We start from the raw sequence: 26,083 nt of genomic DNA on the forward strand, positions 1-26,083 counted from the left end.
TCATAGGTGGTCTCTATCCCGTCAGCGTGATTATCAGGACACCTTTGTTACAGTTAATGTCGATGCCGCTACTGCGCTTTCACCTCTTAGGTAAAGCCGGTAAGGTCGGCGCGTTTACCCTCTGCTCGGAGCACGTTATGCCCGCCCCTGTTCTGTCAGGCCCGCAATACCTGCGCGAAGGCCTGAAACTGGTACTCAGCCCCAGCCTGCGCCTTTTTGTATTACTTCCACTTCTGATTAACCTGGTGCTGTTCGTCGGATTGATCTATCTGGCCGGCCATCAGTTCAGCCTGTGGGTCGATACGCTGATGCCGTCGCTGCCTGACTGGCTGAGTTTCCTCAGTTACATCCTGTGGCCAATCTTTGTGGTGCTGGTGGTATTGATGGTGTTCTTCACCTTCACCATGCTCGCCAACGTCATCGCCGCACCGTTCAATGGTTTCCTCGCGGAAAAAGTCGAGGTTGTGGTGCGCGGCACCGACGACTTCCCGGCCTTCAGTTGGGGCGAACTCGTTGCCATGATCCCGCGGACCCTCGCCCGGGAAATGCGCAAACTCGGCTACTTTTTGCCACGTGCGATCGGCTTGTTCATCCTCTCGTTCATCCCCGTGGTGAACATCATCGCCGCGCCGCTGTGGTTGTTGTTCGGGGTGTGGATGATGGCAATCCAGTACATCGACTACCCGGCGGACAACCACAAACTCGGCTGGAACGAGATGCTCGCCTGGCTGCGCGAGAAGCGCTGGCAGAGCATGAGTTTTGGCGGCAGTGTTTATCTGGTGTTGCTGATACCGGTGGTCAACATTTTGATGATGCCTGCAGCGGTGGCTGGGGCGACCTTGTTCTGGGTTCGCGAACGCGGGGCGGAAAATCTGGTGACCCAACGCTAAGCCGGTCACAAATCCATCATCTGAACGTCACAACGCCGACATGGCCTCAGCCGACACTGAGGTCATGACGACAGCTCTGCATATCACCCTGATCACCGAAACTTTCCCACCTGAAATCAACGGCGTGGCCAATACCCTTGGTCGTTTGTGCGACGGTTTGCGCGCGCGCGGGCATCAGGTGGAATTGGTGCGGCCGCGTCAGGACTGTGATCAGCAGAACTGCAGTGACAACGAATTGCTGTTGTGTCGCGGCTGGCCGCTGCCGGGCTACCCCGGCTTGCAATGGGGCCAGTCGTCGATGCACAAGTTGCTGCGGCGCTGGAAGCGTCATCGCCCGGACGTGCTGTACATCGCCACCGAAGGACCGTTGGGATTGTCGGCATTGCGTGCGGCCCGGCGTTTGGGGATTTCGGTGGTCAGCGGCTTTCACACCAATTTCCAGCAGTACTCCAGTCAATATGGGCTCGGCTTGCTGACGCGTTTGCTCACTCATTACCTGCGCTGGTTTCACAATCGTTCGACGCTGACGCTGGTGCCAAGCGTGAGCCAACAAATGGAACTGGAACGCCGGCATTTCGAGCGTCTGGCGTTGCTCTCCCGAGGGGTCGACAGCCAATTGTTTCACCCGACCAAACGGGTGAATGCGCTGCGTGAACAGTGGGGCCTGGGCGAGAAAGACATTGCCGTCATTCATGTAGGGCGTCTGGCACCGGAAAAAAATCTCGGCTTGCTCAAGCGTTGTTTCGAGACGCTGAAAACAACTTATCCACAGCGCAATCTGAAACTGATCGTAATCGGCGACGGCCCACAACGTGCTGTCCTGGAAAAGGATCTGCCCGAGGCGATTTTCTGTGGCTCACAACGGGGCGAAATTCTCGCCAGCCACTATGCCTCCGGGGATGTATTCCTGTTTCCGAGCCTGACTGAAACCTTCGGCAATGTCGTGTTGGAGGCATTGGCTTCAGGGTTGGGCGTGGTGGCCTACGATCAGGCGGCAGCGGCGCAGCATATTCGTCATGGCTACAACGGCGTGCTGGCGATGCCGGGGGATGAGGAAGCGTTCTGCGACGCCGCGGTGTGGTTGTTGGAGAAACGCGAAACCTTGCGCTGTGTGCGGCTCAATGCGCGTCAGCATGCCAGTCGGCAGGGTTGGGCGACGATCATTGAACAGTTTGAGGGGCAGTTGCGCGGGGCTTGTGTTGGGGAGTTGGTGGCGCCAAATGCACCGACCATTCTTTGAGTCTTTGGTGTTTATGAGATCGCCATCGCCAGCAAGCCGGCTCCTACAGGTGTCGCGATTTCTCAGAACCTGTAGGAGCCGGCTTGCTGGCGATGGCGTCAGTCCAGTCGCTACTTAAACCAGCGTCATCAACGCCTCACGGCTGAAGGGCAAGATGTCTTCCTCACGACCGTCACGCACTTTCTGCGCCCAGTCCGGGTCCACCAGCAGCGCACGGCCGACCGCTACCAGGTCGAACTCGTCATTGTTCAAACGCTCAAGCAGTTTTTCCAGACTGGCCGGTTGCGCGACCTTGTCGGTGTTGACCATGAACTGCAAGAACTCGCCATCCAGGCCAACGCTGCCCACGGTGATGGTCGGCTTGCCCGTCAGTTTGCGCGTCCAGCCTGCCAGGTTCAGCTCGGAGCCGTCGAACTCCGGCTCCCAGAAACGACGTGTCGAGCAGTGGAAAATATCCACGCCCGCGTCAGACAGCGGCTTGAGGAATTCGCCCAAGGCTTCCGGGGTTTGCACCAGGCGTGCGGTGTAGTCCTGCTGCTTCCACTGCGAGAAGCGGAAGATGATCGGGAAGCCTTCACCGACGGCGGCACGCACCGCCTGAATCAGCTCGATGGCGAAACGTGAACGGTTGGCCAGGCTGCCGCCGTATTCGTCGTTACGCTGGTTGCTGCCTTCCCAGAAAAACTGGTCGACCAGATAGCCATGGGCGCCGTGGATTTCCACGCCGTCCATGCCAATGCTCTGGGCATCCTTCGCGGCTTGGGCGAACGCGGCGATTACGTCCTGAATATCTTGTTGGGTCATGCCGTGAACCACGACCTGGCCGTCCTTGATTTTTTCCGACGGACCGTAGCCCGGTACGCTGGCGTCCGGCTCGGTGCCGATACGACGCACGCTGCCGACATGCCACAACTGCGGAACGATCTTGCCACCTTCGGCGTGAACGGCATCGACGACTTTTTTCCAGCCGGCCAGTGCAGCTTCACCGTAGAAATGCGGCACGTTCGGATAGCCGTTGGAAGCCTGGTGACCGACGGTGGTGCCTTCAGTAATGATCAGGCCTACGCCGGCCGCGGCGCGACGACGGTAGTATTCGATCACTTTGGAATTCGGTACGCCGCCCGGCGAAAAGGAGCGGGTCATCGGCGCCATGACGACGCGGGTCGGCAATTCGAGGGTGCCGAGGTGGAACGGTTTGAACAAGGCTTTTACAGGCATGGGACGCTCCACGAAGGATGACTTTATGACGGCGATAATATGGAGGTTCGTGCGCGCTGAAAAGCACTATTGATTTGAATGATTAAGGATCAAAAGGTGGGGAGTCTGTAGGAGCCGGCTTGCTGGCGATCCAGGCACCGCGGTGTTCCTGATACACCGCGTCGCCTGGATCGCTAGCTTGCCGGCTCCTACACAGGAAGCTTCAGCTCAGGGCTTTTTCAATCGCCTGAATCACAGAGGGATCATCCGGCGCCGTACGTGGCGAGAATCGCGCCAGCACACGCCCGTCTTTACCCAGCAAGAACTTTTCGAAGTTCCAGGTGATGTCACCGGGGAACTCCGCACCCTCGCCCGCCAGCAATTTATACAGCTGGTGACGCTCGTGCCCGTTGACTTCCAGCTTGCTGGACAACGGAAACGTCACGCCATAGTTGAGGCTGCAAAACTCCATGATCTCTTGCTCGGTGCCTGGCTCTTGCCCCGCAAACTGGTTGCACGGCAGGCCCAGCACGCTGAAGCCTTTACCTTTGTATTGCTGGTAGAGGTTTTCGAGGGCCGCGTACTGTGGGGTCAAGCCACATTTGGAGGCAACGTTGACCACCAGCACGACGTGCCCCTTGAACGGTGCCAGAGGTAGCGCCTGCCCATCCAGGGCTGTCAAATTAAGGTCGTGAAAAGCACTCATGACGTACTCCAGATTCCAGTGTTCTTCTCGAAACAGCCGCTTGGCGGTGTCGACCGGGACAGCCGCAACTAAAAAGGCGCCCTCGGGGCGCCTCTCCAGTTATCGAAGCTTAGCGCAGAAAATCAGTGGTGATGGCCACCTTCGCCATGGACGTGGCCATGAGCGATTTCTTCCTGACTGGCGTCACGGATGTTGATGATCTTGACCTGGAAATTCAGGCGCTGACCGGCCAACGGGTGGTTGCCGTCGACGGTAACGTCGTCGCCGTCCAGATCGCGGATGGTCACGATCTGCATCTGGCCGTCCGGAGCGGAAGCGTGGAACTGCATGCCAACTTCCAGTTCATCGACGCCTTCGAACATGCTGCGGCTCAGGGTGCTGACCAGTTCGGCAGCGTATTCGCCGTATGCATCTTCAGGTTCAACGGCTACGGTCAGCTCGTCGCCGACTGCTTTACCTTCCAGTGCCTTTTCCAGGCCAGGGATAATGTTACCTGCGCCTTGCAGGTAAACCAGCGGCGCGCCGCCGGCGGAGCTGTCGATGACCTCACCAGCGTCGTTGGTCAGGGTATAGTCGATGGAGACAGCCTTATTGGCGGCGATCAGCATGGGGCGAGACCTTTTGCAGAAGAATATTGAAAGGCCAAGTTTAGCGAAGCAATCGCCTGAAAGCGAACACAACCCGGACAGACGGGTTGTGACGATCACGGGCTTCCATCAGGACGAGGACGGACACTGGGTGGCCGAGCTTTCCTGCGGCCATACCCAACACCTGCGACACCAGCCGCCATGGCAGTCGCGTGCCTGGGTCATGGATGCCGCGCAACGTCTTGAAAAAATAGGCCAGCCCTTTGATTGCGGTTGGTGCGCACAAGGCTCGGTTAGCGCTAACCTTGGCGACTGAATTTCGGTAGAAGACCAGCCATAGGTCCTCACCATTGCCATGCTCCTTCAGAGAATCCGCATGCAAACTTTTTTTATCGCGCCCACCGATTTTGGCGTGGGTCTGACCTCCATCAGCCTCGGGCTGGTGCGCACCCTTGAGCGAGCCGGTCTCAAAGTCGGCTTTTTCAAACCGATTGCCCAGCCGCATCCGGGTGACACGGGCCCGGAGCGCTCCACCGAACTGGTGGCCCGCACCCACGGTTTGAAACCGCCGCAGCCGTTGGGCCTGGCCCATGTCGAGCGCATGCTCGGCGATGGACAGCTCGACGAACTGCTCGAAGAAATCATCACCCTCTATCAGCAGGCCGCCATCGGCAAGGACGTGCTGATCGTCGAAGGCATGGTCCCGACCCGCAGCGCCAGTTACGCCGCACGGGTCAACCTGCACCTGGCCAAGAGTCTGGACGCCGAGGTGATCCTGGTCTCGGCACCGGAAAACGAAGTGCTGACCGAGCTCTCCGGTCGCGTCGAGTTGCAGGCGCAATTGTTCGGTGGCCCGAAAGACCCGAAAGTCCTCGGTGTGATCCTCAACAAGGTCAAGACCGACGAGAGCATGGAAGCCTTCGCCGCGCGCCTGAAGGAACATTCACCGCTGTTGCGCAGTGGCGATTTCCGCCTGCTCGGCTGCATTCCTTTCCAGCCTGAACTGAACGCGCCGCGCACCCGCGACGTCGCCGATCTGATGGGCGCTCAAGTCCTGAACGCCGGCGACTATGAAACCCGGCGCATGACCAAAATCATCATTTGCGCGCGCACCATGCGCAACACCGTGGAACTGCTCAAGCCCGGCGTGCTGGTGGTGACCCCCGGCGACCGCGACGACATCATCCTCGCCGTCAGCCTTGCGGCCATGAACGGCGTGCCCCTGGCGGGCCTGCTGCTGACCAGCGACACCCTGCCCGACCCGCGCATCATGGACCTCTGCCGTGGCGCCTTGCAGGCCGGCCTGCCGGTGTTGTCGGTGAGCACCGGTTCCTACGACACCGCCAACCAGTTGAACGGCCTGAACAAGGAAATCCCGATCGACGACCGCGAACGCGCGGAGATCATCACCGATTTCGTCGCCAGCCATCTCGATGCCAACTGGCTGCACCAACGCTGCGGCACGCCTCGGGAAATGCGCCTGTCGCCAGCGGTGTTCCGTTATCAGTTGATCCAGCGCGCGCAAGTCGCCAACAAGCGCATCGTCCTGCCCGAGGGCAGCGAGCCGTTGACCGTGCAAGCGGCGGCGATCTGTCAGGCTCGCGGCATCGCCCGTTGCGTGTTGCTGGCGAAACCGGCGGACGTCGAAGCCGTGGCCCGCGCCCAAGGCATCGAGTTGCCACCGGGCCTGGAAATCCTCGACCCGGACCTGATCCGCGAACGCTATGTCGAGCCGATGGTCGCCCTGCGCAAAAGCAAAAGCCTCAACGCGCCAATGGCCGAGCAGCAACTGGAAGACACCGTGGTGATCGGCACCATGATGCTGGCGCTGGATGAAGTCGACGGCCTCGTGTCCGGGGTCATCCATTCCACCGCCAACACCATCCGCCCGGCCCTGCAACTGATCAAGACCGCGCCAGGCTGCACGCTGGTGTCGTCGGTGTTCTTCATGTTGTTTCCGGAAGAAGTGCTGGTCTACGGCGACTGCGTGATGAACCCGCACCCAAGCGCCAGCGAACTGGCCGAGATCGCCCTGCAAAGCGCCGATTCGGCGGCCGCGTTCGGCATCACCCCGCGCGTCGCGATGATCAGCTACTCCAGCGGTGAATCGGCCAGCGGCGAAGAAGTCGAGAAGGTGCGCGAGGCGACGTTGCTCGCCCATGAACAACAGAACTCGCTGCTGATCGACGGCCCGTTGCAATACGACGCCGCCGCCAACGAAACCGTGGCCCGGCAACTGGCGCCGAACAGCCAGGTTGCGGGTCGGGCCACGGTGTTTGTGTTCCCCGACCTCAACACTGGCAACACCACGCACAAAGCGGTGCAGCGTAGTGCCGACTGCGTGAGTCTCGGGCCGATGCTGCAAGGCCTGCGCAAACCGGTGAACGATTTGCCGCGCGGCGCGCAAGTCGATGACATCGTCTACACCATCGCGTTGACCGCGATCCAGGCAGCCAACCGACCTATGGATGTTTAAATGCTGGATTTTCTACCTGCCGCTGTACGCGGTGTGATTGCGTCGCTATTGCTGGCCCTGAACACGATTTTGCTTTGCTCGTTTCTGTTCTGCGTGGCGCTGCTCAAAGTGTTGCCGTTCGCCCTCACCCAGCGCTTCACACTTTGGCTGATGAACCATATCCATGAAGCCTGGATCAGCAACAACAAAGGCTGGATGAATCTGGTCAGGCGCACCCGCTGGCACATCAGCGGCCTGCAAGGCCTCGACTACCAACACTCGTACCTGATCACCAGCAATCACCAGAGCTGGGTCGACATTCTGGTGCTGCAATACGTGCTCAACCGGCGCATACAGCCGCTGAAGTTCTTCCTCAAGCAAGAGCTGATCTGGGTCCCGGTGATTGGCCTGGCGTGGTGGACGCTGGGGTTTCCGTTCATGAAGCGCTACTCCAAGGCGTACCTGGAAAAGCACCCGGAAAAGAAAGGTAAAGACCTGGAAACCACCCGCAAGACCTGCGCGAAATTTCGCAACAACCCGGTGGGCATTTTCAATTTCGTCGAAGGCACGCGTTTCACCGAGGGCAAGCATGCCCAGCAGAAATCACCGTTCCGTTATTTGCTCAAACCCAAGGCTGGCGGTATTGCGTTTGTGCTGGACGCCATGGGGGAACAACTGGAATCCATCGTCAACGTGACCATTCACTACCCGGCCGGACGTCCCGGCTTCTGGGATTTGCTGTGTGGGAATGTGACAGATGCGGTGGTGCATTTTGAGGAGCTGAAGATTCCGCCGCAGTTCATTGGCAAGAATTACGATCAGGATGGTGAGTACCGCTTGCAGTTCCAGGGCTGGATCAATCAGTTGTGGGAAGACAAGGATGCGTTGTTGGGGCAGATGCATCGCGAGTATCCCGCAAAGTTTTGAGGTGTCTGTACCGGCCTCATCGCTGGCAAGCCAGCTCCCACAGTGATAGGGGCGCTCACAAAACCTGTGGGAGCTGGCTTGCCAGCGATGGCGTCCCAACAGGCACAAAAAAACCCGCCGATGATCACTCATCGGCGGGTTTTTCATTAACGGCTAAGCCTTAGATCGCGCCACGCTTACGCAGCAGATCCAGCACTTGCTTCACACCTTCTTCCAGCGACACGGACTGGGTGTCGATCACCAGATCGGCATCCAGCGGCACGTCGTACGGGAAGGATTCACCCGGGATGTTATCCCCGGCTGCCGCGTACAAGCCTTGCGGATCACGTTCGGCACAGACCGTTGGCGAGGCCTGGACGTAGACCGTCAACAGACGCTCCTTGCCGATCAGTTCCTTCGCCTGCTCACGACCTTCGGAACTCGGCGCAACGAACGCCGCCAGGGTTAGCAAGCCAGCCTCGTTGAACTGACGCGCCACGTGCGCGGCACGACGCCAGTTCTCGGTACGCCCGGCGCGATCCTGTGGCAGACCTTTGTTGAGGTCATGACGCAGGTTCTGGCCATCAAGCACAAACACTGCACGGCCCAGGTCGAACAACTTGCGTTCAACGGCGTAGGCCAGCGTACTTTTGCCCGCGCCCGACAAGCCGCTGAACAACACCGTGGCCGGTTGCTGGCCGAAGCGCTGAGCGCGCTCTTCGGTGGCGACGTGAGCCAGTTTGCCGTGGTGGGTGCTGGTGCCGTGCGCCAGTGGTTGCGCGACGATCATGCCGGCGCCGACGGTGCCGTTGGTCAAGCGGTCGATGATGATGAACGCGCCAGTGGTGCGGTTGCTTTCGTAACCGTCGAGGGCAATCGGCGCGTCGAGCGCGATCTTGACCTTGCCGATTTCGTTCAGCTGCAACGCGCTGGCCGGGCCTTCTTCAAGCGTGTTGACGTCGACTTTGTTGACGATGCTGGCGATGGAGCCCGGCACGTAACTGGTGGCGCGTTTGATGTCGTATTTCTTGCCTGGGAGCATCGGCTCTTCAGCCATCCACACCAGCATCGCTTCGAAGCTGTCGGTCACCGGCGGCACGTTGTCGGCATGTACCAACAGGTCGCCACGGGAAATGTCGATTTCGTCTTCCATGGTCAGCGTTACCGCTTGGCCAGGACCGGCATGCTCCAGCTCACCTTCGAAAGTGACGATGGATTTCACGCGGCTGCTCTTGCCCGACGGCAGGACCACGACTTCGTCGCCCTTCTTGACGATGCCGCTGGCCAAGGTGCCGGCGAAACCACGGAAGTTCAGGTTCGGACGGTTGACGTACTGCACCGGGAAACGCAGGTCGGTGAAGTTGCGGTCGCCCGCCACTTCCACAGTCTCGAGGATTTCCATCAACGACTGGCCGGTGTACCACGGCGAGCGCTCGGACTTGTTCACGACGTTGTCGCCCTTGAGGGCAGACATCGGCACGAAGTGCATGCTGGTCGGCTTGAGCTTCAGGCCTTCGGCGAACTTCAGGTAGTCGGCCTTGATCGACTCGAACACGCCCTCATCGAAGTCCTTGAGGTCCATCTTGTTGATGGCAACGACGATGTGCTTGATGCCCAGCAACGAGGCAATGAAGCTGTGGCGACGGGTCTGCGTCTGAACGCCGTAACGGGCGTCGACCAGGATGATCGCCAGGTCACAGGTGGATGCACCGGTGGCCATGTTGCGGGTGTACTGCTCATGGCCGGGGGTGTCGGCGATGATGAACTTGCGCTTGGCGGTGGAGAAATAGCGGTAAGCGACATCGATGGTGATGCCTTGCTCACGCTCGGCCTGCAGGCCGTCGACCAGCAATGCCAGGTCGATGTCTTCGCCGGTGGTGCCGACTTTTTTCGAGTCGCGGGTAATGGCTTCCAGGTGATCTTCGTAGATCATCTTGGAGTCGTGCAGCAGGCGCCCGATCAGGGTGCTCTTGCCGTCATCGACGTTACCGCAGGTCAGGAAGCGCAGCAGCTCTTTACGTTCGTGCTGGCCCAGGTAGGCGAGGATGTCCTCGCTGATCAAATCAGATTGATGCGACATGACAGCCCCTTAGAAATAACCTTGACGTTTTTTGTCTTCCATCGAGCCGGCGCCATCGTGGTCGATGACGCGGCCCTGGCGCTCGGAAGTTCGCGTCAGGAGCATTTCCTGAATGATGTCTGTGAGGCTTTCGGCCTCGGACTCCACCGCGCCCGTCAACGGGTAGCAGCCAAGGGTGCGGAAACGCACTTTCTTTTTGACGATGCGGGCTTTGTCTTCATCGCTCAGGTGTTCGAGGATGCGCTCGTCGTCGATCATGATCAGCGTGCCGTTCTTCTCGATGACTTCACGCTCGGCGGCGAAGTACAGCGGGACGATCGGGATGCCTTCAAGGTAGATGTACTGCCAGATGTCCAGCTCGGTCCAGTTCGACAACGGGAACACACGAATGGATTCGCCCTTGTTGACCTTGCCGTTGTAGACGTTCCACAACTCTGGGCGCTGGTTTTTCGGATCCCAGCGGTGCTTGCTGTCGCGGAACGAGTAGACGCGCTCTTTGGCGCGGGATTTCTCTTCATCGCGACGGGCACCGCCGAAAGCAGCATCGAAACCATATTTGTCGAGTGCCTGTTTCAGGCCTTCGGTCTTCATGATGTCGGTGTGCTTGGCACTGCCGTGGGTGAACGGGTTGATGCCCTGCGCCACGCCATCGGGATTGACGTGGGTGATCAGGTCCAGGCCCAGCTCGGCGACCATCTTGTCGCGGAACTTGTACATCTCCTGGAATTTCCACCGGGTGTCGACGTGCATCACCGGAAACGGCAGCTTGCCAGGGAAGAATGCCTTGCGTGCCAGGTGCAGCATCACGGCGGAGTCTTTACCGATCGAGTACAGCATCACCGGGTTGTCGAACTCGGCGGCCACCTCGCGGATGATGTGGATGCTTTCCGCCTCCAGCTGTTTCAGATGCGTCAGTTTGTCGACCATGGCTACTCACGAAATCTTTCTTATGAACGGCCAGCGGGCCGTGTTCGAGCGGGGAATCCTAGCACAGCGACCTCTTCTAATCAGGAAGCCAGCTAGATCGAAAGGGTATATGAATATGCCCCCGCGTTTGGGCGAAACGCGTTCCCCCTGTAGGAGCGAGCCTGCTCGCGATGAACCTGAGAACGCCGCGGGGTGTCAGGCTCCCAGCGTTATCGTTGACGACCATCGCGAGCAGGCTCGCTCCTACAAGCGTGGCGTTTCGTCAGATCGGGTTTGGGCAATCGATGAAAATGTGCTCGAGGGCAAAGCGCCGGGCCAGATAGTCGCCCAGCGCCTGAACGCCATAGCGCTCGGTGGCGTGGTGACCGGCGGCGATGAAGCTGATGTCATTTTCACGGGCGCTGTGGAAGGTTTGCTCGGATGCTTCGCCGCTGAGGTACAGATCGACACCCGCCAACACGGCTTGATCGATATAGCCTTGACCGCCACCAGTGCACCAGCCGACCCGGCGAATCATCGCACTGCCTTCAATGAGCAACGGCTCGCGGCCCATGACTTCCTGCACACGGCGGGCGAAATCACGCGGGGTGACCGGCTCATTCAACGAGCCGACCAGACCGACGATCTTCAGGTTGTCCGGGTCCAATGGCCCCTCGACGGTGATGTCGAGCTGACGCGCCAGTTGCACGTTGTTGCCGACGTCCGGGTGCAGATCCAGTGGCAGGTGATAGGACAGCAGGCTGATATCGTGCTTGAGCAAAGTCTTCAACCGGCGCTGTTTCATGCCGGTGATGCAAGGGTTTTCGCCCTTCCAGAAGTAACCGTGGTGCACAAGGACAAGATCAGCGTTAGCTTCAACCGCAGCATCAAGCAAAGCCTGGCTGGCAGTGACGCCACTGACAATGCGCATCACCTGCGGCCGGCCTTCGACCTGCAAGCCGTTGGGGCAGTAATCGGCGATTTTCGAACTGTTGAGGTAACGGTCGGCTTCTTCGACGAGTGTGCTCAGGGCGACGGCCATAAAAGACTCCTAAATATCCCGTTCAGAGGCGCGCGCGGCCTCGTATAATGCGCGACATTATGGGCGGTCTCATACCGCCTGCAACCCTCTCAGGACGTGCTTAATGCTCAAGGCGCTGCGTTTTTCCGGCTGGCCGCTGTTGGCCGGCGTGCTTGTCGCTCTGTTGATAATCCAGCGTTACCCGCAGTGGGTCGGGCTTCCAAGCCTCGACGTCAATCTGCAGCAGGCCCCGCAAACCACCACCATGCAGCAGGGTCCGGTGTCTTATTCCGACGCAGTGACCACCGCCGCGCCGTCCGTGGTGAACCTGTACACCACCAAAGTCATCAACAAACCCAGCCATCCGCTGTTTGAAGACCCGCAATTCCGTCGCTTCTTCGGCGACAACTCGCCCAAGCAGAAGCGCATGGAGTCGAGCCTCGGTTCCGGCGTGATCATGAGCCCGGAAGGCTACATCCTGACCAACAACCACGTGACCAGCGGTGCCGACCAGATCGTGGTTGCGCTCAAGGACGGTCGTGAAACCCTGGCCCGGGTGATCGGCAGCGACCCGGAAACCGACCTCGCGGTACTGAAGATCGATCTGAAAAACCTGCCATCGATTACTGTCGGCCGTTCCGACAACATCCGCATCGGCGACGTCGCGCTGGCCATCGGCAACCCGTTCGGCGTGGGCCAGACCGTGACCATGGGCATCATCAGCGCCACCGGGCGCAATCAGCTGGGCCTGAACAACTACGAAGACTTCATCCAGACCGACGCCGCGATCAACCCCGGCAACTCCGGCGGTGCGCTGGTGGACGCAAATGGCAACCTGACCGGCATCAACACGGCAATCTTCTCCAAATCCGGCGGCTCCCAGGGCATCGGTTTCGCAATTCCGGTGAAACTGGCGATGGAAGTGATGAAGTCGATCATCGAACACGGCCAGGTGATTCGCGGCTGGCTGGGCATCGAAGTGCAGCCGTTGACTCAGGAACTGGCGGAATCCTTTGGTCTGTCCGGACGTCCGGGGATCGTCGTCGCAGGGATTTTCCGCGACGGCCCGGCGCAAAAGGCTGGCTTGCAACTGGGCGACGTGATCCTGTCCATCGATGGCGAACCGGCCGGCGATGGCCGCCGCTCGATGAACCAGGTTGCGCGGATCAAGCCGACGGACAAGATCTCGATCCAGGTAATGCGCAACGGCAAGGAACTCAAACTCAGCGCGGAAATCGGCTTGCGTCCACCACCAGCGCCGGTGAAGGAAAAAGAAGAAAACTAGCTGTAGGAGCTGCCGCAGGCTGCGATCTTTTCGCGGCATAGGCAGCCCCACAAAGCCAAAGCCTTTAACAGCAGACATTCTCATTGGGCATGTTATATTGTTTCAATTCTAGCAATTGGAACAACATAACATGTCGTCTCGAACAAAGGCCTCCGTGGCAAGTCTTGCCCTCGGTCTGCTGGGGATTCCAGTCTTCGCCGATGAGCCTCGAACCCTCGAACTGGACGCGATCAGCGTCACCTCCGACTACGAATCCCCTGCCGGCCCGGTCGATGGCTACCGCGCCACCCGCTCTTCCAGCGCGACCAAAACCGACACCGCCATTCGCGATATCCCACAATCGATCAGCGTAATTCCCGTCAGTGTGCTCAATGACCTGGGCAGTACCAGCGTCGAGCGCGCGCTGGACTTTGCTGGCGGTGTGTCGAAGCAGAACAATTTCGGCGGTCTGACGCTTTACGAATACAGCGTGCGCGGCTTCACCACGTCGGAGTTCTATAAGGACGGCTTCAGCGCCAATCGCGGTTATCCCAGCACGCCGGACGTGGCCAATATCGAGCGCATCGAAGTGCTCAAAGGCCCTGCCGCCAGTCTCTATGGCCGAGGTGATCCGGGCGGTACGGTGAACATCGTCACCAAGAAACCCCAGTCCGAGGCCTTCGCGACCCTGAACACCAGCGCGGGCAGTTGGGATCGTTATCGCACGGCGCTGGACGTCAACACGCCACTGGATGACCAAGGCAACGTGCTGTCGCGGGTCAACCTGGCTGTCGAGGACAACCACAGCTTCCGCGATCACGTCGACAGCCAGCGTGTGTTTGTCGCGCCCTCCTTCAGTTGGCAACTGAACCCGGACACCAGCCTGTTGGTGGAGAGCGAATTCGTTCGCCACAGCTCGACCTTCGATCGCGGCATCGTCGCACCCAACAACACCTGGAGCGGTGTCTCCCGTTCGACGTTCCTCGGCGAACCCGACGATGGCGACATCGACAACCACAACAACATGCTGCAGGCCGCCCTCGAGTATCAGCTCAGCGACAGCTGGAAGTTGCGCCTGGCCAGCCATTACAAGGAAGGCAAACTCTGGGGCTTCGCTTCCGAGGCGCGCCCGCTGAATGCCGACGGTCATACTGTCAACCGCCGCTATCGCGAGCGTGACAACGATTGGCACGACAGCATTACCCAACTCGAACTGCGCGGCTTTTTCGACACCGGCAGTTTGCAGCATGAACTGTTGATCGGCAGCGAATACGAGAACTACCGCAAAAACGAACGGGTGACGACCATTGCCGGCAGCCCCTACGCCATCGACATCTACCAACCGGTCTACGGCCAGCCAAAACCCGACGGAGCACGCTCTGGCACGGACTTCTTCGAACACGTCGAAAGCCATGCACTGAACCTGCAGGACCAGATCATCTTCACCGACAAGCTGCGGGGCATGCTCGGTGTGCGCTTCGAACATTTCGAGCAGAGCATCGACGATCACACCCGTGGCGCCACCAGCACTCAGAGTCACGATGCGCTGACCCAACGGGCCGGTTTGCTTTATCAGCTGATACCTGAAGTCGGTCTATTCGCCAACGCCTCGACCTCGTTCAAACCGAACAACGGCCTGGACGCAGCGGGCAAATCCTTCGATCCGGAAGAAGGTGTTGGCTACGAAATCGGGATCAAGAGCGAGCTGTTCGACGACCGCGTGAGCAGCACCCTCGCCGCTTTCCACATCGAAAAGGAAAACGTCCTTGCTCTCGACCCGGGCACCGATACCAGCCGCGCAATGGGCAAGGCACGCAGTCAGGGTTTCGACTTGCAAGTCACCGGGCAAGTGACCGACGCCGTGCGGGTGATCGGTGCTTTCGCCTACATCGACGCTGAAGTCACCGAGGGCGACAAGTTCATTCCCACCGGCAGCCGCATTCTCGGCGTGGCCAAACGCAGTGGCAGCCTGTTGGGCGTTTATGAGTTCCAGGACGGTCGACTGCGCGGTTCGGACCTTGGCGCCGCGTTCACTTATGTCGGCGATCGCTCGGGCGAAGCGGGCAGCGACTTTGAATTACCGGCGTATCACACCGTCGATCTGCTGGCCCATTACAAGGCCAGCGACAACATCACGGTGGGCCTCAACCTGAACAACATTTTCGACGAGAAATACTTCGAGCGCTCCTACAGCAACTACTGGGTCAACCCCGGCGAGCCGCGCAATTTCACTGTCAGCCTGACACTCACTCTGTAAAAGGACGTCCTCATGCACCCACTCAAACCCCTGGCACTGCTCGGCTTGCTGTTTGCCACCGAGGTCTCGGCCCATGGCCTGTGGACCGAACAACGTCGCGGCAACATCGAGGTCATTTACGGGCACGGCGCCGAGGACAATGCCTTCAAGGCGCAGAAAATCAGCGGCGCCTGGGCTTTTGACATCAGCGGAAAAATGATCCCGGTGACCGTGCAGCGCCTGGCGGATCACGCGCGCCTGCAACCGCTGAAACCGCCAGCGGTGATGGCGGTGGCTTTGGACAACGGCATGTGGTCGCAGACTGCCGACAAAAAGTGGATCAACGAAGGACGCAGCAAAGTACCGGGCGCCATTGAGGCGACTCAAACGTTCAAGTACAGCCTGGCGATTTATCAGCCGGGGGCAAAGTTGCCCAAGCTGGATCAAATAAAATTGCTGATTCTGCCTGAGGTCGATCCGCTGACCGTAGGGCCTGGCAAGTCGCTGCCGGTCCGCGTGCTACTGGATGGCAAACCTGCTGCAGGCGTGAAATTGGTGGGCGATTATCGCAGCGCGCCGAATACGCTAAGCACTGAAACCGATGCGGACGGCCGGGCGCAGGTGCTGGTGCGTAATGAAGGGTTGAATGTGATTTCGGCGCAGGTGGAAGTGCCGGTGAAGGACAGCGCTGACGTGAATAGTCGCGGACTGTTCAGTTCGCTGACATTCCTGGGCGAGCCGCATCACGAATAAGCCACACCACAAAACACTGTAGGAGCGAGCCTGCTCGCGATAGCGGTGTGACATCCAGCAAAGATGTTGAATGTCAGATCGCAATCGCCAGCAAGCCGGCCCCTACAGGTGGTTTAGAGATCGCCGAGGCCGTCGATCAACGCCTGATTTTGTTCTGGCGTACCGATGCTGATCCGCAGGAACTGCGCAATCCGCTCCTGCTTGAAGTGCCGAACGATCACGCCTTGCTCACGCAATTTCGCCGCAAGGCCTGCCGCGTCATGCTTAGGGTGACGGGCGAAAATGAAGTTCGCCGCCGACGGCAACACTTCAAAGCCCTTCTCCTCCAACTGTGCAACGACCTTCTCACGACTCTCGATCACCAAACGGCACGTCTTGTCGAAGTACTCGCGATCCTCGAATGCGGCCGCGGCGCCGACATTCGCCATGCGATCCAGCGGATAGGAGTTGAAGCTGTTCTTGATCCGCTCCAGCGCCTCGATCAGGTCCGGATGTCCGACCGCCAGACCCACCCGCAGACCCGCCAGCGAACGGGATTTGGACAGGGTCTGGGTCACCAGCAGGTTCGGATAACGGTCCACCAAGGTGATCGCCGTTTCGCCGCCGAAGTCGATGTAAGCCTCATCCACCACGACCACCGAGTCCGGGCTCGCCTTGAGAATCTGCTCGACCGCTTCCAGTGCCAGCAGGCAACCGGTAGGCGCGTTCGGGTTGGGGAAGATGATCCCGCCGTTTGGTTTGGCGTAGTCCGCCGGGTTGATGCGGAACTGCTCGTCCAGCGGCACCGCATCGAACTTGATACCGTACAGACCGCAGTAAACCGGATAGAAGCTGTAGCTGATGTCCGGGAACAGCAGCGGCTGATCGTGCTGCAGCAAACCGTGGAAAATGTGCGCCAGGACTTCATCGGAACCGTTGCCGAGGAACACCTGATTGCTCTGCACGCCGTAGTATTTGGCGACAGCGTTCTTCAGCAGATCGCTGTTCGGGTCTGGGTACAGGCGCAGGTTGTCGTTCAGCTCGGCCTGCATCGCGGCCAAGGCTTTCGGCGATGGCCCGTACGGGTTTTCGTTGGTGTTGAGCTTCACCAGTTTTGCCAGTTTCGGCTGCTCGCCCGGCACGTAAGGCACCAGATTCTTGACGAACGGGCTCCAGAATTTACTCATCTCAGTTCCCCTTTTGTTCGTCAACGATACGGTATTCAGCGCTACGTGCGTGGGCGGTCAGCGACTCGCCGCGGGCCAGTACGGAAGCGGTTTTGCCCAGTTCGGAAGCACCCTGCTCGGAGCAGTAGATGATCGACGAGCGTTTCTGGAAGTCGTACACACCCAGCGGCGAGGAGAATCGCGCGGTGCCGGAGGTCGGCAACACGTGGTTCGGACCAGCGCAATAATCGCCTAGCGCTTCGGAAGTATGGCGGCCCATGAAGATCGCACCGGCGTGCCGAATCTGCGGCAGCCAGGCTTGCGGATCGGCGACCGACAACTCCAGGTGCTCCGGCGCAATGCGGTTGGCCACTTCCATGGCCTGCTCCATGTCGCGGACCTTGATCAGTGCGCCACGGCCATTGATCGAGGTTTCGATAATCGCGGCGCGTTCCATGGTTGGCATCAGTTTGGCGATACTCGCGGCGACTTGGTCGAGGAACTCGGCATCCGGGCTGACCAAAATCGCCTGGGCGTCTTCGTCGTGCTCAGCCTGGGAGAACAGATCCATGGCGATCCAGTCCGGATCGGTCTTGCCGTCACACACCACGAGGATCTCGGACGGACCGGCGATCATGTCGATCCCGACCTGGCCAAATACGTGGCGCTTGGCAGTGGCGACATAGATGTTGCCGGGACCGACCACTTTATCGACCTTCGGCACGCTTTCGGTGCCATAGGCCAACGCGGCGACGGCTTGAGCGCCGCCGATGGTGAACACGCGGTCGACGCCGGCGATGCAGGCTGCGGCCAGCACCAGTTCGTTGATTTCACCACGTGGAGTCGGCACGACCATGACCACTTCGGTCACACCGGCGACCTTGGCCGGAATCGCATTCATGAGGACAGACGACGGATACGATGCCTTGCCGCCCGGTACATAAAGACCGGCGCGGTCCAGCGGCGTGACCTTCTGGCCCAGCACGGTGCCGTCAGCCTCGGTGTAGCTCCAGGAATCCTGCTTCTGCTTTTCGTGGTAGCTGCGCACACGGGCGGCAGCGACTTCCAGCGCTTCGCGCTGAGGCACGGTAATACGCGTCAGTGCCAATTCCAGACGCTCACGCGGCAGGATCAGGTCGGCCATGGACTTGACGTCCAAACCATCGAACTGGCGGGTGAAGTCCACCAGCGCCGCGTCGCCACGCTCACGCACAGCCTTGATGATGTCCAGCACCCGCTGATTGACCGAGTCGTCAGACACACTTTCCCAGCTCAGCAGATGATCCAGATGATGCGCGAAATCCGGGTCAGCAGCGTTGAGTCGGCGAATTGCAGTCGGTGCGGTCATAGCGAGAGCCTCATAGGATTGGCAAAAAACTCAGGCGCCCGAAACTAACATTCGATCCGCTTGGGCACCTGAGAATTCTGGCTATGAGGCGGATAGACGGCGCGCCTTGCGGGCGCGCAGGTGAATCAGCCGCGGTGTCGAGACTCCACTGCCGTGCGCAGGGTGTCGATCAACGCCTGGATACGGGCGTGCTGCATTTTCATCGAAGCTTTGTTGACGATCAGCCGGGAGCTGATGGCCGCAATGAAATCCTGTGGCTCCAGGCCGTTGGCCCGCAGCGTGTTACCGGTGTCGACCACGTCGATGATCTTGTCAGCGAGGCCGATCAGCGGTGCCAGCTCCATCGAACCGTACAGCTTGATGATGTCGACCTGACGGCCCTGTTCGGCGTAGTAGCGCTTGGCAACGTTGACGAACTTGGTAGCGATACGCAGGCGGCCCTTGGGCTCGACCGCGCCAACCTTGCCGGCGGTCATCAACTTGCACTGAGCAATTTGCAGGTCCAGTGGCTCGTACAAGCCCTGGCCGCCGTATTCCATCAGCACGTCTTTACCGGCGACACCAAGGTCAGCGGCACCATGCTCGACATAGGTCGGCACGTCGGTGGCACGCACGATCAACAGGCGTACATCTTCCTGGGTCGTGGGGATGATCAGCTTGCGGCTCTTGTCCGGATTCTCGGTCGGCACGATGCCCGCTTCAGCCAGAAGCGGCAGGGTGTCGTCAAGGATGCGGCCCTTGGACAGTGCGATGGTCAACATGGGAAACGTCAGTCCTTATCAAGGTACTCATGTCCGGTCGCAAACGGCGCCGGACACACATCGAGCCGGAAACCGGCTCGACTTGAAACAAAACCAATGGGCACGTCCCTGTGCCCCATCTGCAACTACTAGCCCGGAACGCGACGGATCTTGGCGCCCAGCATCTGCAGTTTCTCTTCGATGCACTCGTAACCACGGTCGATGTGGTAGATGCGGTCGATCAGGGTGTCGCCTTCGGCGATCAGCGCCGAAATCACCAGGCTGGCCGAAGCACGCAGGTCGGTAGCCATCACTGGCGCGCCCTTGAGCTTCTCGGTACCGGTGACGATGGCGGTGTTGCCTTCGACCTGGATCTTGGCGCCCATGCGGTGCAGTTCGTAAACGTGCATGAAGCGGTTTTCGAAGATCGTCTCGATCACCGCACCAGTGCCTTCGGCAATGGCGTTGAGGGAGATGAACTGCGCTTGCATGTCCGTCGGGAACGCCGGGTACGGAGCGGTGCGCACGTTGACGGCTTTCGGCCGCTTGCCATGCATGTTCAGCTCGATCCAGTCGTTGCCGCAGGTGATTTCCGCGCCCGCTTCCCGAAGTTTTTCCAGGACGGCTTCGAGGATGGTCGGATCGGTGTCCTTGACCTTCACACGACCGCCAGTTACGGCAGCGGCGACCAGGTAGGTGCCGGTTTCGATACGGTCAGGCATCACTTTATAAGTGGTGGTGTGCAGACGCTCGACGCCATCGATGGTGATGGTGTCGGTGCCAGCGCCGGAAACCTTGGCACCCATGGCGTTCAGGAAGTTCGCCAGGTCGACCACTTCCGGCTCGCGCGCGGCGTTAGCCAGAACGCTGCGGCCTTTGGCCAGAGCAGCGGCCATCATGATGTTTTCGGTACCGGTCACGCTGACGGTGTCGAAGAAGAAGTGCGCACCGCGCAGGCCGCCTTCAGGCGCCTTGGCCTTGATGTAGCCGCCTTCGACGTCGATGACCGCACCCATGGCTTCGAGGCCGCGGATGTGCAGGTCAACCGGACGCGAACCGATGGCGCAACCGCCAGGCAGCGCCACTTCGGCTTCACCGAAACGGGCAACCATCGGGCCCAGTACCAGGATCGACGCACGCATGGTTTTAACCAGTTCGTACGGAGCGATCAGGGTCTTGATGGTACGCGGGTCGATTTCGACGGCCAGCTTCTCGTCGATCACCGGCTCGATCCCCATGCGACCGAACAGCTCGATCATGGTGGTGATGTCGTGCAGGTGCGGCAGGTTGGCCACGGTTACCGGGCCATCGCACAGCAGGGTTGCCGCCAGGATCGGCAGGGCAGAGTTCTTTGCCCCGGAGATGCGGATCTCGCCGTCAAGACGAGCACCGCCAGTAATAATCAATTTATCCATAAGAATCTCGACGCCCTTGGGCTCAGGTGCGCTCGGCCCAGGCCGCGCTGCTGAAAAATTTCATAGTGACCGCATGGATGCTGCCATCGGTGATCCATGGGTTCAAATGGGCATAGACCTGCTGCTGACGCTTCACCGGGCTCAACGCCGCCAGTTCATCGCTAATCACGTTCAGCTGGAAATTGCAGCCTTCGCCTTCAACTTCCACCTTGGTATTCGGCAGCTTTCCTTCAAGGAAGCTTTTAACTTCTACGGCCTGCATGCTCAACCTCAATCGGCGCCCTGTGCGCGCGGGTCGGACATCATACAAAAAAGCCCCGCGCCTGCGAACCCCGCGAAGCAGGACTCTGACGGGGGGCTTCTTTATCGATGTGGATTAGGGATGCGCCAACAGCTCGGTCAGCTCACTGACCTGAGCGATTTCGCGCATGTCTTCTGGCATGGCACGGATGCTCAGCGCCTTGCCGGCCGCCTGCGCATCCCGCATGAAGCACAGCAGCAGGGACAACCCGACGCTGCTGGACTTCGTCACTGCCGAACAATCGACCACCAATGCCGCTGCCTTGCTGGCCTTGATCAAGGCCTTACCCTGCTCACGCAAGCCAGGGCCGGTGCGGTAATCCAGCACGCCGCTGAGCCGCAGCTCGCCGGCTTCGTCCATCTGGATGGCCGACTCACTCATTGCGCTGACTTCTCGTCGGCGTTTTCGGTCGAGGCCTTGGCCTTGGCAACTTCCCCGGCCCAACCGTTGATGGTCTTGTCCAGGTCGTTGCCATTGCGCTGCATCGCGTCGGCGAACTGATCACGGAACAGCTTGCCAATGTTGATGCCATTGATGATGACGTTGCGCAGCTTCCACTCGCCGCCGACCTTTTCCAGAGTGTAGGACACAGGATAGATCGCACCGTTGCTGCCTTTGACCGTCATGCCGACACTGGTGCGGTCGCCCGACTCGTCTTTGGCAGGATCAACGGTGATGCCCTGATTGTTGTACTCCAGCAAGGCATTGCCATAGAACTGGAACAGGCCCTTTTTGAAGTTTTCTTCAAAGGTCTTCATTTGCGCAGGGGTGGCTTTGCGCGAGTACTTGACCGTCATAATGCTCTTGGAAATGCCCTCGGCATCCACGACAGGCCCGACAATGCTGTTCAGCGCCGCATAAAAGTCCTGCGGATCCTGCTTGTACTTTTCTTTGTTGGCGGCCAGGTCGGCCAGCAAACGGTTGGTCGTGTCCTGTACCAGTTCGTGCGCGGAAGGCGCCGCCACGGCGTTAGCCACCAACGGCAGGGCCGCGAGCAATACCAACAGGCCACGTCGCAAGGTAGAGATCATTTAAAAATCCTCATTTGGCGTCTTTGCTAACCGTATTAAGCAGGAATTTACCGATCAGGTCCTCTAGCACCAGCGACGACTGGGTGTCGTGGATGGTCCCGCCATCCTTGAGCAGGGCTTCTTCCCCGCCCACGCTGATACCGATGTACTTCTCGCCCAACAGGCCAGCGGTCAGGATAGATGCAGTGGAGTCGGCCGGCAGGTTATCTACACGCTTTTCCAGCTGCATGGTCACTCGACCGGTGAAACTGTCGCGGTCCAGATCGATCGCCGTCACCTTGCCGATGGTGACACCGGCCATGGTCACCTTGGCTCTGACCGTCAAACCGGCGATATTGTCGAAGTACGCATAAAGTTTATAGGTTTCGGTATTCGGGCTCGGGGACAGGCCACTGACCCGCAGCGCCAGCAGCAACAAAGCCAGGATGCCAGCCAGCAAGAAAAGGCCGACACCGATTTCCAGGGTGCGGTTTTGCATCAGAAATCTCCAAACATCAAGGCGGTCAGAATAAAGTCCAGGCCGAGTACTGCCAAAGAGGCATACACCACGGTCTTGGTAGTGGCACGACTGATCCCCTCGGAAGTGGGCTCGCAGTCATAGCCTTGGAATACGGCAATCCAGGTGACGACAAAGGCGAAGACGATGCTTTTGATGATGCCGTTGAGCACATCGTCGGCGAAGGTCACGCTGTTCTGCATGTTCGACCAGTAGGACCCTTCATACACGCCCAGCCAGTCGACGGCCACCCACGAACCACCCCAGATCCCCACCACGCTGAAAATCATCGCCAGCACCGGCAGGGAAATGAAGCCGGCCCACAGGCGCGGGGCGATGATGTACTTGAGCGGGTCGACCCCGATCATCTCCAGGCTGGACAACTGTTCGGTGGATTTCATGTTGCCGATTTCCGCCGTCAGCGCCGAACCGGCACGCCCGGCGAACAGCAACGCGGTCACCACCGGCCCCAGCTCGCGCAGCAGCGTCAGCGCAACCATCTGCCCGACCGCCTGCTCGGAACCGTAGCTGGACAGGATGTTGAACCCCTGCAGCGCCAGCACCATGCCAATGAACACCCCGGAAACCACAATGATCACCAGGGACATCACGCCAACCGAATGCAACTGCTTGACCAACAGGCCAAAGCCGCCGCCAATGCCACCGCGACCCAGCAACGCGTGAAACAGGAACAGCGCCGAACGCCCGAACACCGCCAGCACATCGATGCCGGCGTGGCCGAAGCGGCGCACTCTTTCTATTAGTGAAGTCTTGCGCATCAGCGCTTCCCCAGGAGATCTGCGCGGTAATCCGTCGCTGGAAAGTGATAGGCGACCGGACCGTCGGGCTCGCCTGTCATGAATTGACGGATACGCGGTTCGTCCGAGTTCATCAGCTCTTGCGGCGTGCCCTGCCCCAGCACCTGCCCGTCGCCGACCACATAGATGTAGTCGGCAATGCTCGCGGTCTCGGCCAGGTCGTGGGAAACCACGATGCTGGTAATGCCAAGCGCATCGTTGAGCAAGCGGATCAGGCGCACCAATACGCCCATGGCGATGGGATCTTGGCCGACAAAGGGCTCGTCATACATGAGAATCTGCGGGTCGAGCGCAATCGCCCGCGCCAGCGCGACACGACGCTTCATGCCGCCGGACAGTTCGTCAGGCATCAGGTCGATGGCGCCACGCAAGCCCACGGCCTGCAATTTGAGCAGGACGATATCCCGGATCATTTCTTCCGGCAGCTCGGTATGAACGCGCAAAGGAAAGGCGACGTTCTCGAACACATCGAGATCGGTAAACAGTGCGCCACTCTGAAACAGCACGCCCATGTGCTTGCGGGCATCGAACAGATCGCTGCGCGACAGCTGCGGCAGGTTCTGGCCATTGACCCAGACTTCGCCACTGGACGGACGCAACTGTGCGCCCATCAACCGCAACAGCGTGGTCTTGCCACACCCGGAAGGCCCCATGATGCCGGTGACCTTGCCGCGGGGAATACGGATATCGACGTTATTGAAAATGCTGCGCGCACCGCGCTTGAAGGTCAGTCCCTTCAGCTCGACCGCGTAGGCGTTATCGGCACTCATCTAAACTCCTTGCGATGCAGCCTCACACTCGGACGCCTGGCTTCCTGACAAAAGCACATCCCCGGGCGGGCCGAACTGGCGGCGAACTATATCACTGCAAACGCCACGGGCCCAAGGCCAATGCCGGGCCATGCGCTGCAACATGACAGGTAAAAAGCTTCATTTAGAGGGATTAGGTAACAAGGAATGACAATGCGCGACGAACTTGCGTGAGGGTTTCGATCATAACCGCTATAATCGCCGCCTTTTCATCAGGCTATACGATTTCCGACATGAGCCAATCCAGCGAGCTGATTCAATCCGCACAACGCACCATCCGCCTCGAAATGGAAGCCGTACAAGGCTTGCTTCCCCAAATCGACGCAGATTTCGTACGCGCTTGCGAGATGATTCTGGCCAGCAAAGGCCGCGTAGTCGTGGTCGGCATGGGCAAATCGGGGCACATCGGCAACAAGATCGCCGCCACCCTGGCCAGCACCGGCACCACGGCGTTTTTTGTGCACCCGGCCGAAGCCAGCCACGGCGACATGGGCATGATCACCCGCGACGACATCATCCTCGCGCTGTCGAACTCCGGCTCGACCAATGAAATCGTCACCCTGCTGCCGCTGATCAAACGCCTGGGCATTCAGTTGATCAGCATGACCGGCAACCCGAATTCGCCTCTGTCCAAGGCCGCCGAAGTCAACCTGAACGTTCACGTCGAGCACGAAGCCTGTCCGCTGAACCTGGCGCCGACCTCTTCGACCACCGCAGCGCTGGTCATGGGCGACGCCCTGGCCGTTGCCCTGCTTGAAGCCCGCGGCTTTACCGCTGAAGACTTCGCCTTTTCCCACCCTGGTGGTGCACTGGGTCGACGCCTGCTGCTGAAAGTGGAAAACGTCATGCACGCCGGGCAGGAACTGCCGCAGGTGCAACGCGGCACCCTGCTCAAGGACGCGCTGATGGAAATGACCCGCAAAGGCCTGGGCATGACCGTGATCCTTGAAGCCGACGGCAAACTCGCCGGGATCTTCACCGACGGCGATTTGCGCCGCACCCTGGATCGCAGCATCGATATCCACAGCGCCACGATTGATCAGGTCATGACCGCCCATGGCAAGACGGCCCGCGCCGAAATGCTCGCCGCCGAGGCCCTGAAAATCATGGAAGACCATAAAATCAACGCACTGGTCGTGGTCGACAGCGAAGACCGCCCGGTCGGCGCCTTGAACATGCACGACTTGCTGCGTGCGGGAGTAATGTAATGAGCGCAGACCTTCTGCAACGCGGCCAACAGATCAAACTGGCGGTATTCGACGTCGACGGCGTACTGACCGATGGTCGCTTGTACTTCCTCGAAGACGGCAGCGAGTTCAAGACCTTCAACACTCTCGACGGCCAAGGCATCAAGATGCTGATGGCAGCCGGCGTGCAGACCGCGATTATCAGCGGTCGCAAAACCCCAGTCGTAGAACGACGGGCGAAGAATCTGGGCATTCCGCACCTTTACCAGGGTCGCGAAGACAAACTGGTGGTGCTCGACGAGCTTCTGGGCCAACTCAACCTAAGCTATGAACAGGTCGCCTACCTCGGCGACGACCTGCCCGACCTGCCGGTGATTCGCCGCGTCGGCCTGGGCATGGCAGTGGCCAACGCCGCCAGCTTCGTGCGTGAACACGCTCACGGCGTGACTCAGGCCCGCGGTGGCGAGGGTGCCGCCCGCGAATTCTGCGAATTGATCCTGCGCGCCCAGGGCCGCCTCGATGCGGCCAACGCCGCGTACCTGTGAGCCAAAC

At 59.7% G+C, this 26,083-nt stretch carries 26 protein-coding genes; 10 read left to right on the forward strand and 16 right to left on the reverse strand.

What is annotated here, in order from left to right:
* Window positions 1-137: 137 nt before the first annotated feature.
* Together cysZ and NL64_RS05120 are read left to right on the forward strand one after the other, a co-directional pair.
* Complete coding sequence (gene cysZ / locus NL64_RS05115; RefSeq protein ID WP_034147073.1) at window positions 138-890, forward strand: sulfate transporter CysZ; 753 nt, start codon at window positions 138-140, stop codon at window positions 888-890.
* A 40-nt stretch (window positions 891-930) separates the two neighbouring features.
* Window positions 931-2,130 (forward strand): glycosyltransferase family 4 protein, encoded by a 1,200-nt coding sequence (locus NL64_RS05120; RefSeq protein WP_034147074.1) that lies wholly within the window; start codon window positions 931-933, stop codon window positions 2,128-2,130.
* 114 nt (window positions 2,131-2,244) lie between these two features.
* Here NL64_RS05120 and NL64_RS05125 read toward each other — a convergent pair whose 3' ends face one another.
* From NL64_RS05125 to NL64_RS05135, 3 genes are all read right to left on the reverse strand, one after another.
* Window positions 2,245-3,348, reverse strand: coding sequence for an NADH:flavin oxidoreductase (locus tag NL64_RS05125; protein ID WP_034147075.1), 1,104 nt, complete (start codon window positions 3,346-3,348; stop codon window positions 2,245-2,247).
* A 202-nt stretch (window positions 3,349-3,550) separates the two neighbouring features.
* Window positions 3,551-4,033, reverse strand: coding sequence for a glutathione peroxidase (locus tag NL64_RS05130; RefSeq protein ID WP_034147076.1), 483 nt, complete (start codon window positions 4,031-4,033; stop codon window positions 3,551-3,553).
* A 122-nt stretch (window positions 4,034-4,155) separates the two neighbouring features.
* The gene (locus NL64_RS05135; RefSeq protein WP_008054392.1) at window positions 4,156-4,641 is read right to left on the reverse strand and encodes an FKBP-type peptidyl-prolyl cis-trans isomerase; all 486 of its coding nucleotides are present in this window, start codon (window positions 4,639-4,641) and stop codon (window positions 4,156-4,158) included.
* On the opposite strand from NL64_RS05135, the gene NL64_RS05140 reads away from it, so the two are divergent.
* From NL64_RS05140 to NL64_RS05150, 3 genes are read left to right on the forward strand one after another with little or no spacing between them, the layout of a single operon-like run.
* Window positions 4,610-4,936 carry a DUF3565 domain-containing protein gene (locus tag NL64_RS05140; protein ID WP_034147114.1) on the forward strand — a complete coding sequence of 109 codons (327 nt, stop codon included), beginning with the start codon at window positions 4,610-4,612 and terminating at the stop codon, window positions 4,934-4,936. The genes NL64_RS05135 and NL64_RS05140 overlap by 32 nt on opposite strands.
* Window positions 4,937-4,996: 60 nt before the next feature.
* A complete protein-coding gene (gene pta / locus NL64_RS05145) occupies window positions 4,997-7,096 on the forward strand; it encodes a phosphate acetyltransferase (RefSeq protein ID WP_034147077.1) in 2,100 nt (699 codons plus the stop codon).
* The gene (locus NL64_RS05150) at window positions 7,097-8,002 is read left to right on the forward strand and encodes an acyltransferase (RefSeq protein ID WP_034147078.1); all 906 of its coding nucleotides are present in this window, start codon (window positions 7,097-7,099) and stop codon (window positions 8,000-8,002) included.
* 160 nt (window positions 8,003-8,162) lie between these two features.
* Here the strand turns inward: NL64_RS05150 and cysN are convergent, their stop codons facing one another.
* From cysN to NL64_RS05165, 3 genes are all read right to left on the reverse strand, one after another.
* A complete protein-coding gene (gene cysN, locus NL64_RS05155; RefSeq protein ID WP_034147079.1) occupies window positions 8,163-10,061 on the reverse strand; it encodes a sulfate adenylyltransferase subunit CysN in 1,899 nt (632 codons plus the stop codon).
* A 9-nt stretch (window positions 10,062-10,070) separates the two neighbouring features.
* Window positions 10,071-10,988 (reverse strand): sulfate adenylyltransferase subunit CysD, encoded by a 918-nt coding sequence (gene cysD / locus NL64_RS05160; RefSeq protein ID WP_034147080.1) that lies wholly within the window; start codon window positions 10,986-10,988, stop codon window positions 10,071-10,073.
* A gap of 262 nt (window positions 10,989-11,250) precedes the next feature.
* Window positions 11,251-12,009, reverse strand: coding sequence for a Nif3-like dinuclear metal center hexameric protein (locus tag NL64_RS05165; protein WP_034147081.1), 759 nt, complete (start codon window positions 12,007-12,009; stop codon window positions 11,251-11,253).
* A 103-nt stretch (window positions 12,010-12,112) separates the two neighbouring features.
* On the opposite strand from NL64_RS05165, the gene algW reads away from it, so the two are divergent.
* The 3 genes from algW (at window position 12,113) to NL64_RS05180 (ending at window position 16,241) form a co-directional block, all read left to right on the forward strand.
* A complete protein-coding gene (gene algW / locus NL64_RS05170) occupies window positions 12,113-13,273 on the forward strand; it encodes a Do family serine endopeptidase AlgW (RefSeq protein ID WP_034147082.1) in 1,161 nt (386 codons plus the stop codon).
* Between the two features lie 130 nt (window positions 13,274-13,403).
* Window positions 13,404-15,509, forward strand: a complete 2,106-nt coding sequence (locus tag NL64_RS05175) for a TonB-dependent siderophore receptor (RefSeq protein WP_034147083.1) — start codon at window positions 13,404-13,406, stop codon at window positions 15,507-15,509.
* Between the two features lie 12 nt (window positions 15,510-15,521).
* Window positions 15,522-16,241 carry a DUF4198 domain-containing protein gene (locus NL64_RS05180; protein WP_034147084.1) on the forward strand — a complete coding sequence of 240 codons (720 nt, stop codon included), beginning with the start codon at window positions 15,522-15,524 and terminating at the stop codon, window positions 16,239-16,241.
* 113 nt (window positions 16,242-16,354) lie between these two features.
* Here the strand turns inward: NL64_RS05180 and hisC are convergent, their stop codons facing one another.
* The 10 genes from hisC to NL64_RS05230 all read right to left on the reverse strand — a co-directional run bounded on the left by hisC (window position 16,355) and on the right by NL64_RS05230 (window position 24,305).
* Complete coding sequence (gene hisC, locus NL64_RS05185) at window positions 16,355-17,407, reverse strand: histidinol-phosphate transaminase (protein ID WP_034147085.1); 1,053 nt, start codon at window positions 17,405-17,407, stop codon at window positions 16,355-16,357.
* Window position 17,408: 1 nt separating this feature from the next.
* Complete coding sequence (gene hisD, locus NL64_RS05190) at window positions 17,409-18,734, reverse strand: histidinol dehydrogenase (protein ID WP_034147086.1); 1,326 nt, start codon at window positions 18,732-18,734, stop codon at window positions 17,409-17,411.
* A 125-nt stretch (window positions 18,735-18,859) separates the two neighbouring features.
* Entirely contained in the window at window positions 18,860-19,495 is a 636-nt protein-coding gene (gene hisG, locus NL64_RS05195; protein WP_034147087.1) for an ATP phosphoribosyltransferase, read from the reverse strand.
* 128 nt (window positions 19,496-19,623) lie between these two features.
* On the reverse strand, window positions 19,624-20,889 hold the full coding sequence (gene murA / locus NL64_RS05200) for a UDP-N-acetylglucosamine 1-carboxyvinyltransferase (protein WP_034147088.1): 1,266 nt from the start codon (window positions 20,887-20,889) through the stop codon (window positions 19,624-19,626).
* A 22-nt stretch (window positions 20,890-20,911) separates the two neighbouring features.
* On the reverse strand, window positions 20,912-21,151 hold the full coding sequence (locus NL64_RS05205; RefSeq protein ID WP_007901566.1) for a BolA family protein: 240 nt from the start codon (window positions 21,149-21,151) through the stop codon (window positions 20,912-20,914).
* 114 nt (window positions 21,152-21,265) lie between these two features.
* Complete coding sequence (locus NL64_RS05210; protein WP_034147089.1) at window positions 21,266-21,571, reverse strand: STAS domain-containing protein; 306 nt, start codon at window positions 21,569-21,571, stop codon at window positions 21,266-21,268.
* Window positions 21,568-22,221 carry an MlaC/ttg2D family ABC transporter substrate-binding protein gene (locus NL64_RS05215; RefSeq protein ID WP_034147090.1) on the reverse strand — a complete coding sequence of 218 codons (654 nt, stop codon included), beginning with the start codon at window positions 22,219-22,221 and terminating at the stop codon, window positions 21,568-21,570. Before NL64_RS05215 ends, NL64_RS05210 begins: the two co-directional genes overlap by 4 nt.
* Before the next feature lie 10 nt (window positions 22,222-22,231).
* Window positions 22,232-22,699 carry an outer membrane lipid asymmetry maintenance protein MlaD gene (mlaD, locus tag NL64_RS05220; RefSeq protein ID WP_034147091.1) on the reverse strand — a complete coding sequence of 156 codons (468 nt, stop codon included), beginning with the start codon at window positions 22,697-22,699 and terminating at the stop codon, window positions 22,232-22,234.
* A complete protein-coding gene (gene mlaE / locus NL64_RS05225; protein ID WP_034147092.1) occupies window positions 22,699-23,496 on the reverse strand; it encodes a lipid asymmetry maintenance ABC transporter permease subunit MlaE in 798 nt (265 codons plus the stop codon). The genes mlaD and mlaE overlap by 1 nt, the downstream gene beginning before the upstream one ends.
* Entirely contained in the window at window positions 23,496-24,305 is an 810-nt protein-coding gene (locus NL64_RS05230) for an ATP-binding cassette domain-containing protein (protein ID WP_034147093.1), read from the reverse strand. Before NL64_RS05230 ends, mlaE begins: the two co-directional genes overlap by 1 nt.
* 272 nt (window positions 24,306-24,577) lie before the next feature.
* On the opposite strand from NL64_RS05230, the gene NL64_RS05235 reads away from it, so the two are divergent.
* Both NL64_RS05235 and NL64_RS05240 read left to right on the forward strand, forming a co-directional pair.
* Window positions 24,578-25,552 carry a KpsF/GutQ family sugar-phosphate isomerase gene (locus NL64_RS05235; protein ID WP_034147094.1) on the forward strand — a complete coding sequence of 325 codons (975 nt, stop codon included), beginning with the start codon at window positions 24,578-24,580 and terminating at the stop codon, window positions 25,550-25,552.
* Window positions 25,552-26,076: a KdsC family phosphatase gene (locus NL64_RS05240; RefSeq protein WP_034147095.1), complete on the forward strand. Its 525-nt coding sequence runs from the start codon at window positions 25,552-25,554 to the stop codon at window positions 26,074-26,076. The genes NL64_RS05235 and NL64_RS05240 overlap by 1 nt, the downstream gene beginning before the upstream one ends.
* Window positions 26,077-26,083: the final 7 nt, after the last annotated feature.

Origin of the sequence: Pseudomonas fluorescens, assembly GCF_000802965.1 — a bacterium.
GTDB classification, from domain to species: domain Bacteria; phylum Pseudomonadota; class Gammaproteobacteria; order Pseudomonadales; family Pseudomonadaceae; genus Aquipseudomonas; species Aquipseudomonas fluorescens_A.

Coding starts and splice junctions, on each gene's coding strand:
- NL64_RS05230 (WP_034147093.1), bottom strand. CDS start 24,305: ATGAGTGCCGATAACGCCTACGCGGTCGAGCTGAAGGGACTGACCTTC.
- mlaD (WP_034147091.1), bottom strand. CDS start 22,699: ATGCAAAACCGCACCCTGGAAATCGGTGTCGGCCTTTTCTTGCTGGCT.
- NL64_RS05240 (WP_034147095.1), top strand. CDS start 25,552: ATGAGCGCAGACCTTCTGCAACGCGGCCAACAGATCAAACTGGCGGTA.
- NL64_RS05175 (WP_034147083.1), top strand. CDS start 13,404: ATGTCGTCTCGAACAAAGGCCTCCGTGGCAAGTCTTGCCCTCGGTCTG.
- NL64_RS05135 (WP_008054392.1), bottom strand. CDS start 4,641: ATGCTGATCGCCGCCAATAAGGCTGTCTCCATCGACTATACCCTGACC.
- hisD (WP_034147086.1), bottom strand. CDS start 18,734: ATGACCGCACCGACTGCAATTCGCCGACTCAACGCTGCTGACCCGGAT.
- NL64_RS05180 (WP_034147084.1), top strand. CDS start 15,522: ATGCACCCACTCAAACCCCTGGCACTGCTCGGCTTGCTGTTTGCCACC.
- NL64_RS05215 (WP_034147090.1), bottom strand. CDS start 22,221: ATGATCTCTACCTTGCGACGTGGCCTGTTGGTATTGCTCGCGGCCCTG.
- NL64_RS05120 (WP_034147074.1), top strand. CDS start 931: ATGGCCTCAGCCGACACTGAGGTCATGACGACAGCTCTGCATATCACC.
- murA (WP_034147088.1), bottom strand. CDS start 20,889: ATGGATAAATTGATTATTACTGGCGGTGCTCGTCTTGACGGCGAGATC.
- pta (WP_034147077.1), top strand. CDS start 4,997: ATGCAAACTTTTTTTATCGCGCCCACCGATTTTGGCGTGGGTCTGACC.
- algW (WP_034147082.1), top strand. CDS start 12,113: ATGCTCAAGGCGCTGCGTTTTTCCGGCTGGCCGCTGTTGGCCGGCGTG.
- NL64_RS05125 (WP_034147075.1), bottom strand. CDS start 3,348: ATGCCTGTAAAAGCCTTGTTCAAACCGTTCCACCTCGGCACCCTCGAA.
- NL64_RS05235 (WP_034147094.1), top strand. CDS start 24,578: ATGAGCCAATCCAGCGAGCTGATTCAATCCGCACAACGCACCATCCGC.
- NL64_RS05140 (WP_034147114.1), top strand. CDS start 4,610: ATGGAGACAGCCTTATTGGCGGCGATCAGCATGGGGCGAGACCTTTTG.
- NL64_RS05150 (WP_034147078.1), top strand. CDS start 7,097: ATGCTGGATTTTCTACCTGCCGCTGTACGCGGTGTGATTGCGTCGCTA.
- NL64_RS05210 (WP_034147089.1), bottom strand. CDS start 21,571: ATGAGTGAGTCGGCCATCCAGATGGACGAAGCCGGCGAGCTGCGGCTC.
- hisG (WP_034147087.1), bottom strand. CDS start 19,495: ATGTTGACCATCGCACTGTCCAAGGGCCGCATCCTTGACGACACCCTG.
- NL64_RS05165 (WP_034147081.1), bottom strand. CDS start 12,009: ATGGCCGTCGCCCTGAGCACACTCGTCGAAGAAGCCGACCGTTACCTC.
- cysZ (WP_034147073.1), top strand. CDS start 138: ATGCCCGCCCCTGTTCTGTCAGGCCCGCAATACCTGCGCGAAGGCCTG.
- cysD (WP_034147080.1), bottom strand. CDS start 10,988: ATGGTCGACAAACTGACGCATCTGAAACAGCTGGAGGCGGAAAGCATC.
- hisC (WP_034147085.1), bottom strand. CDS start 17,407: ATGAGTAAATTCTGGAGCCCGTTCGTCAAGAATCTGGTGCCTTACGTG.
- NL64_RS05130 (WP_034147076.1), bottom strand. CDS start 4,033: ATGAGTGCTTTTCACGACCTTAATTTGACAGCCCTGGATGGGCAGGCG.
- mlaE (WP_034147092.1), bottom strand. CDS start 23,496: ATGCGCAAGACTTCACTAATAGAAAGAGTGCGCCGCTTCGGCCACGCC.
- cysN (WP_034147079.1), bottom strand. CDS start 10,061: ATGTCGCATCAATCTGATTTGATCAGCGAGGACATCCTCGCCTACCTG.
- NL64_RS05205 (WP_007901566.1), bottom strand. CDS start 21,151: ATGCAGGCCGTAGAAGTTAAAAGCTTCCTTGAAGGAAAGCTGCCGAAT.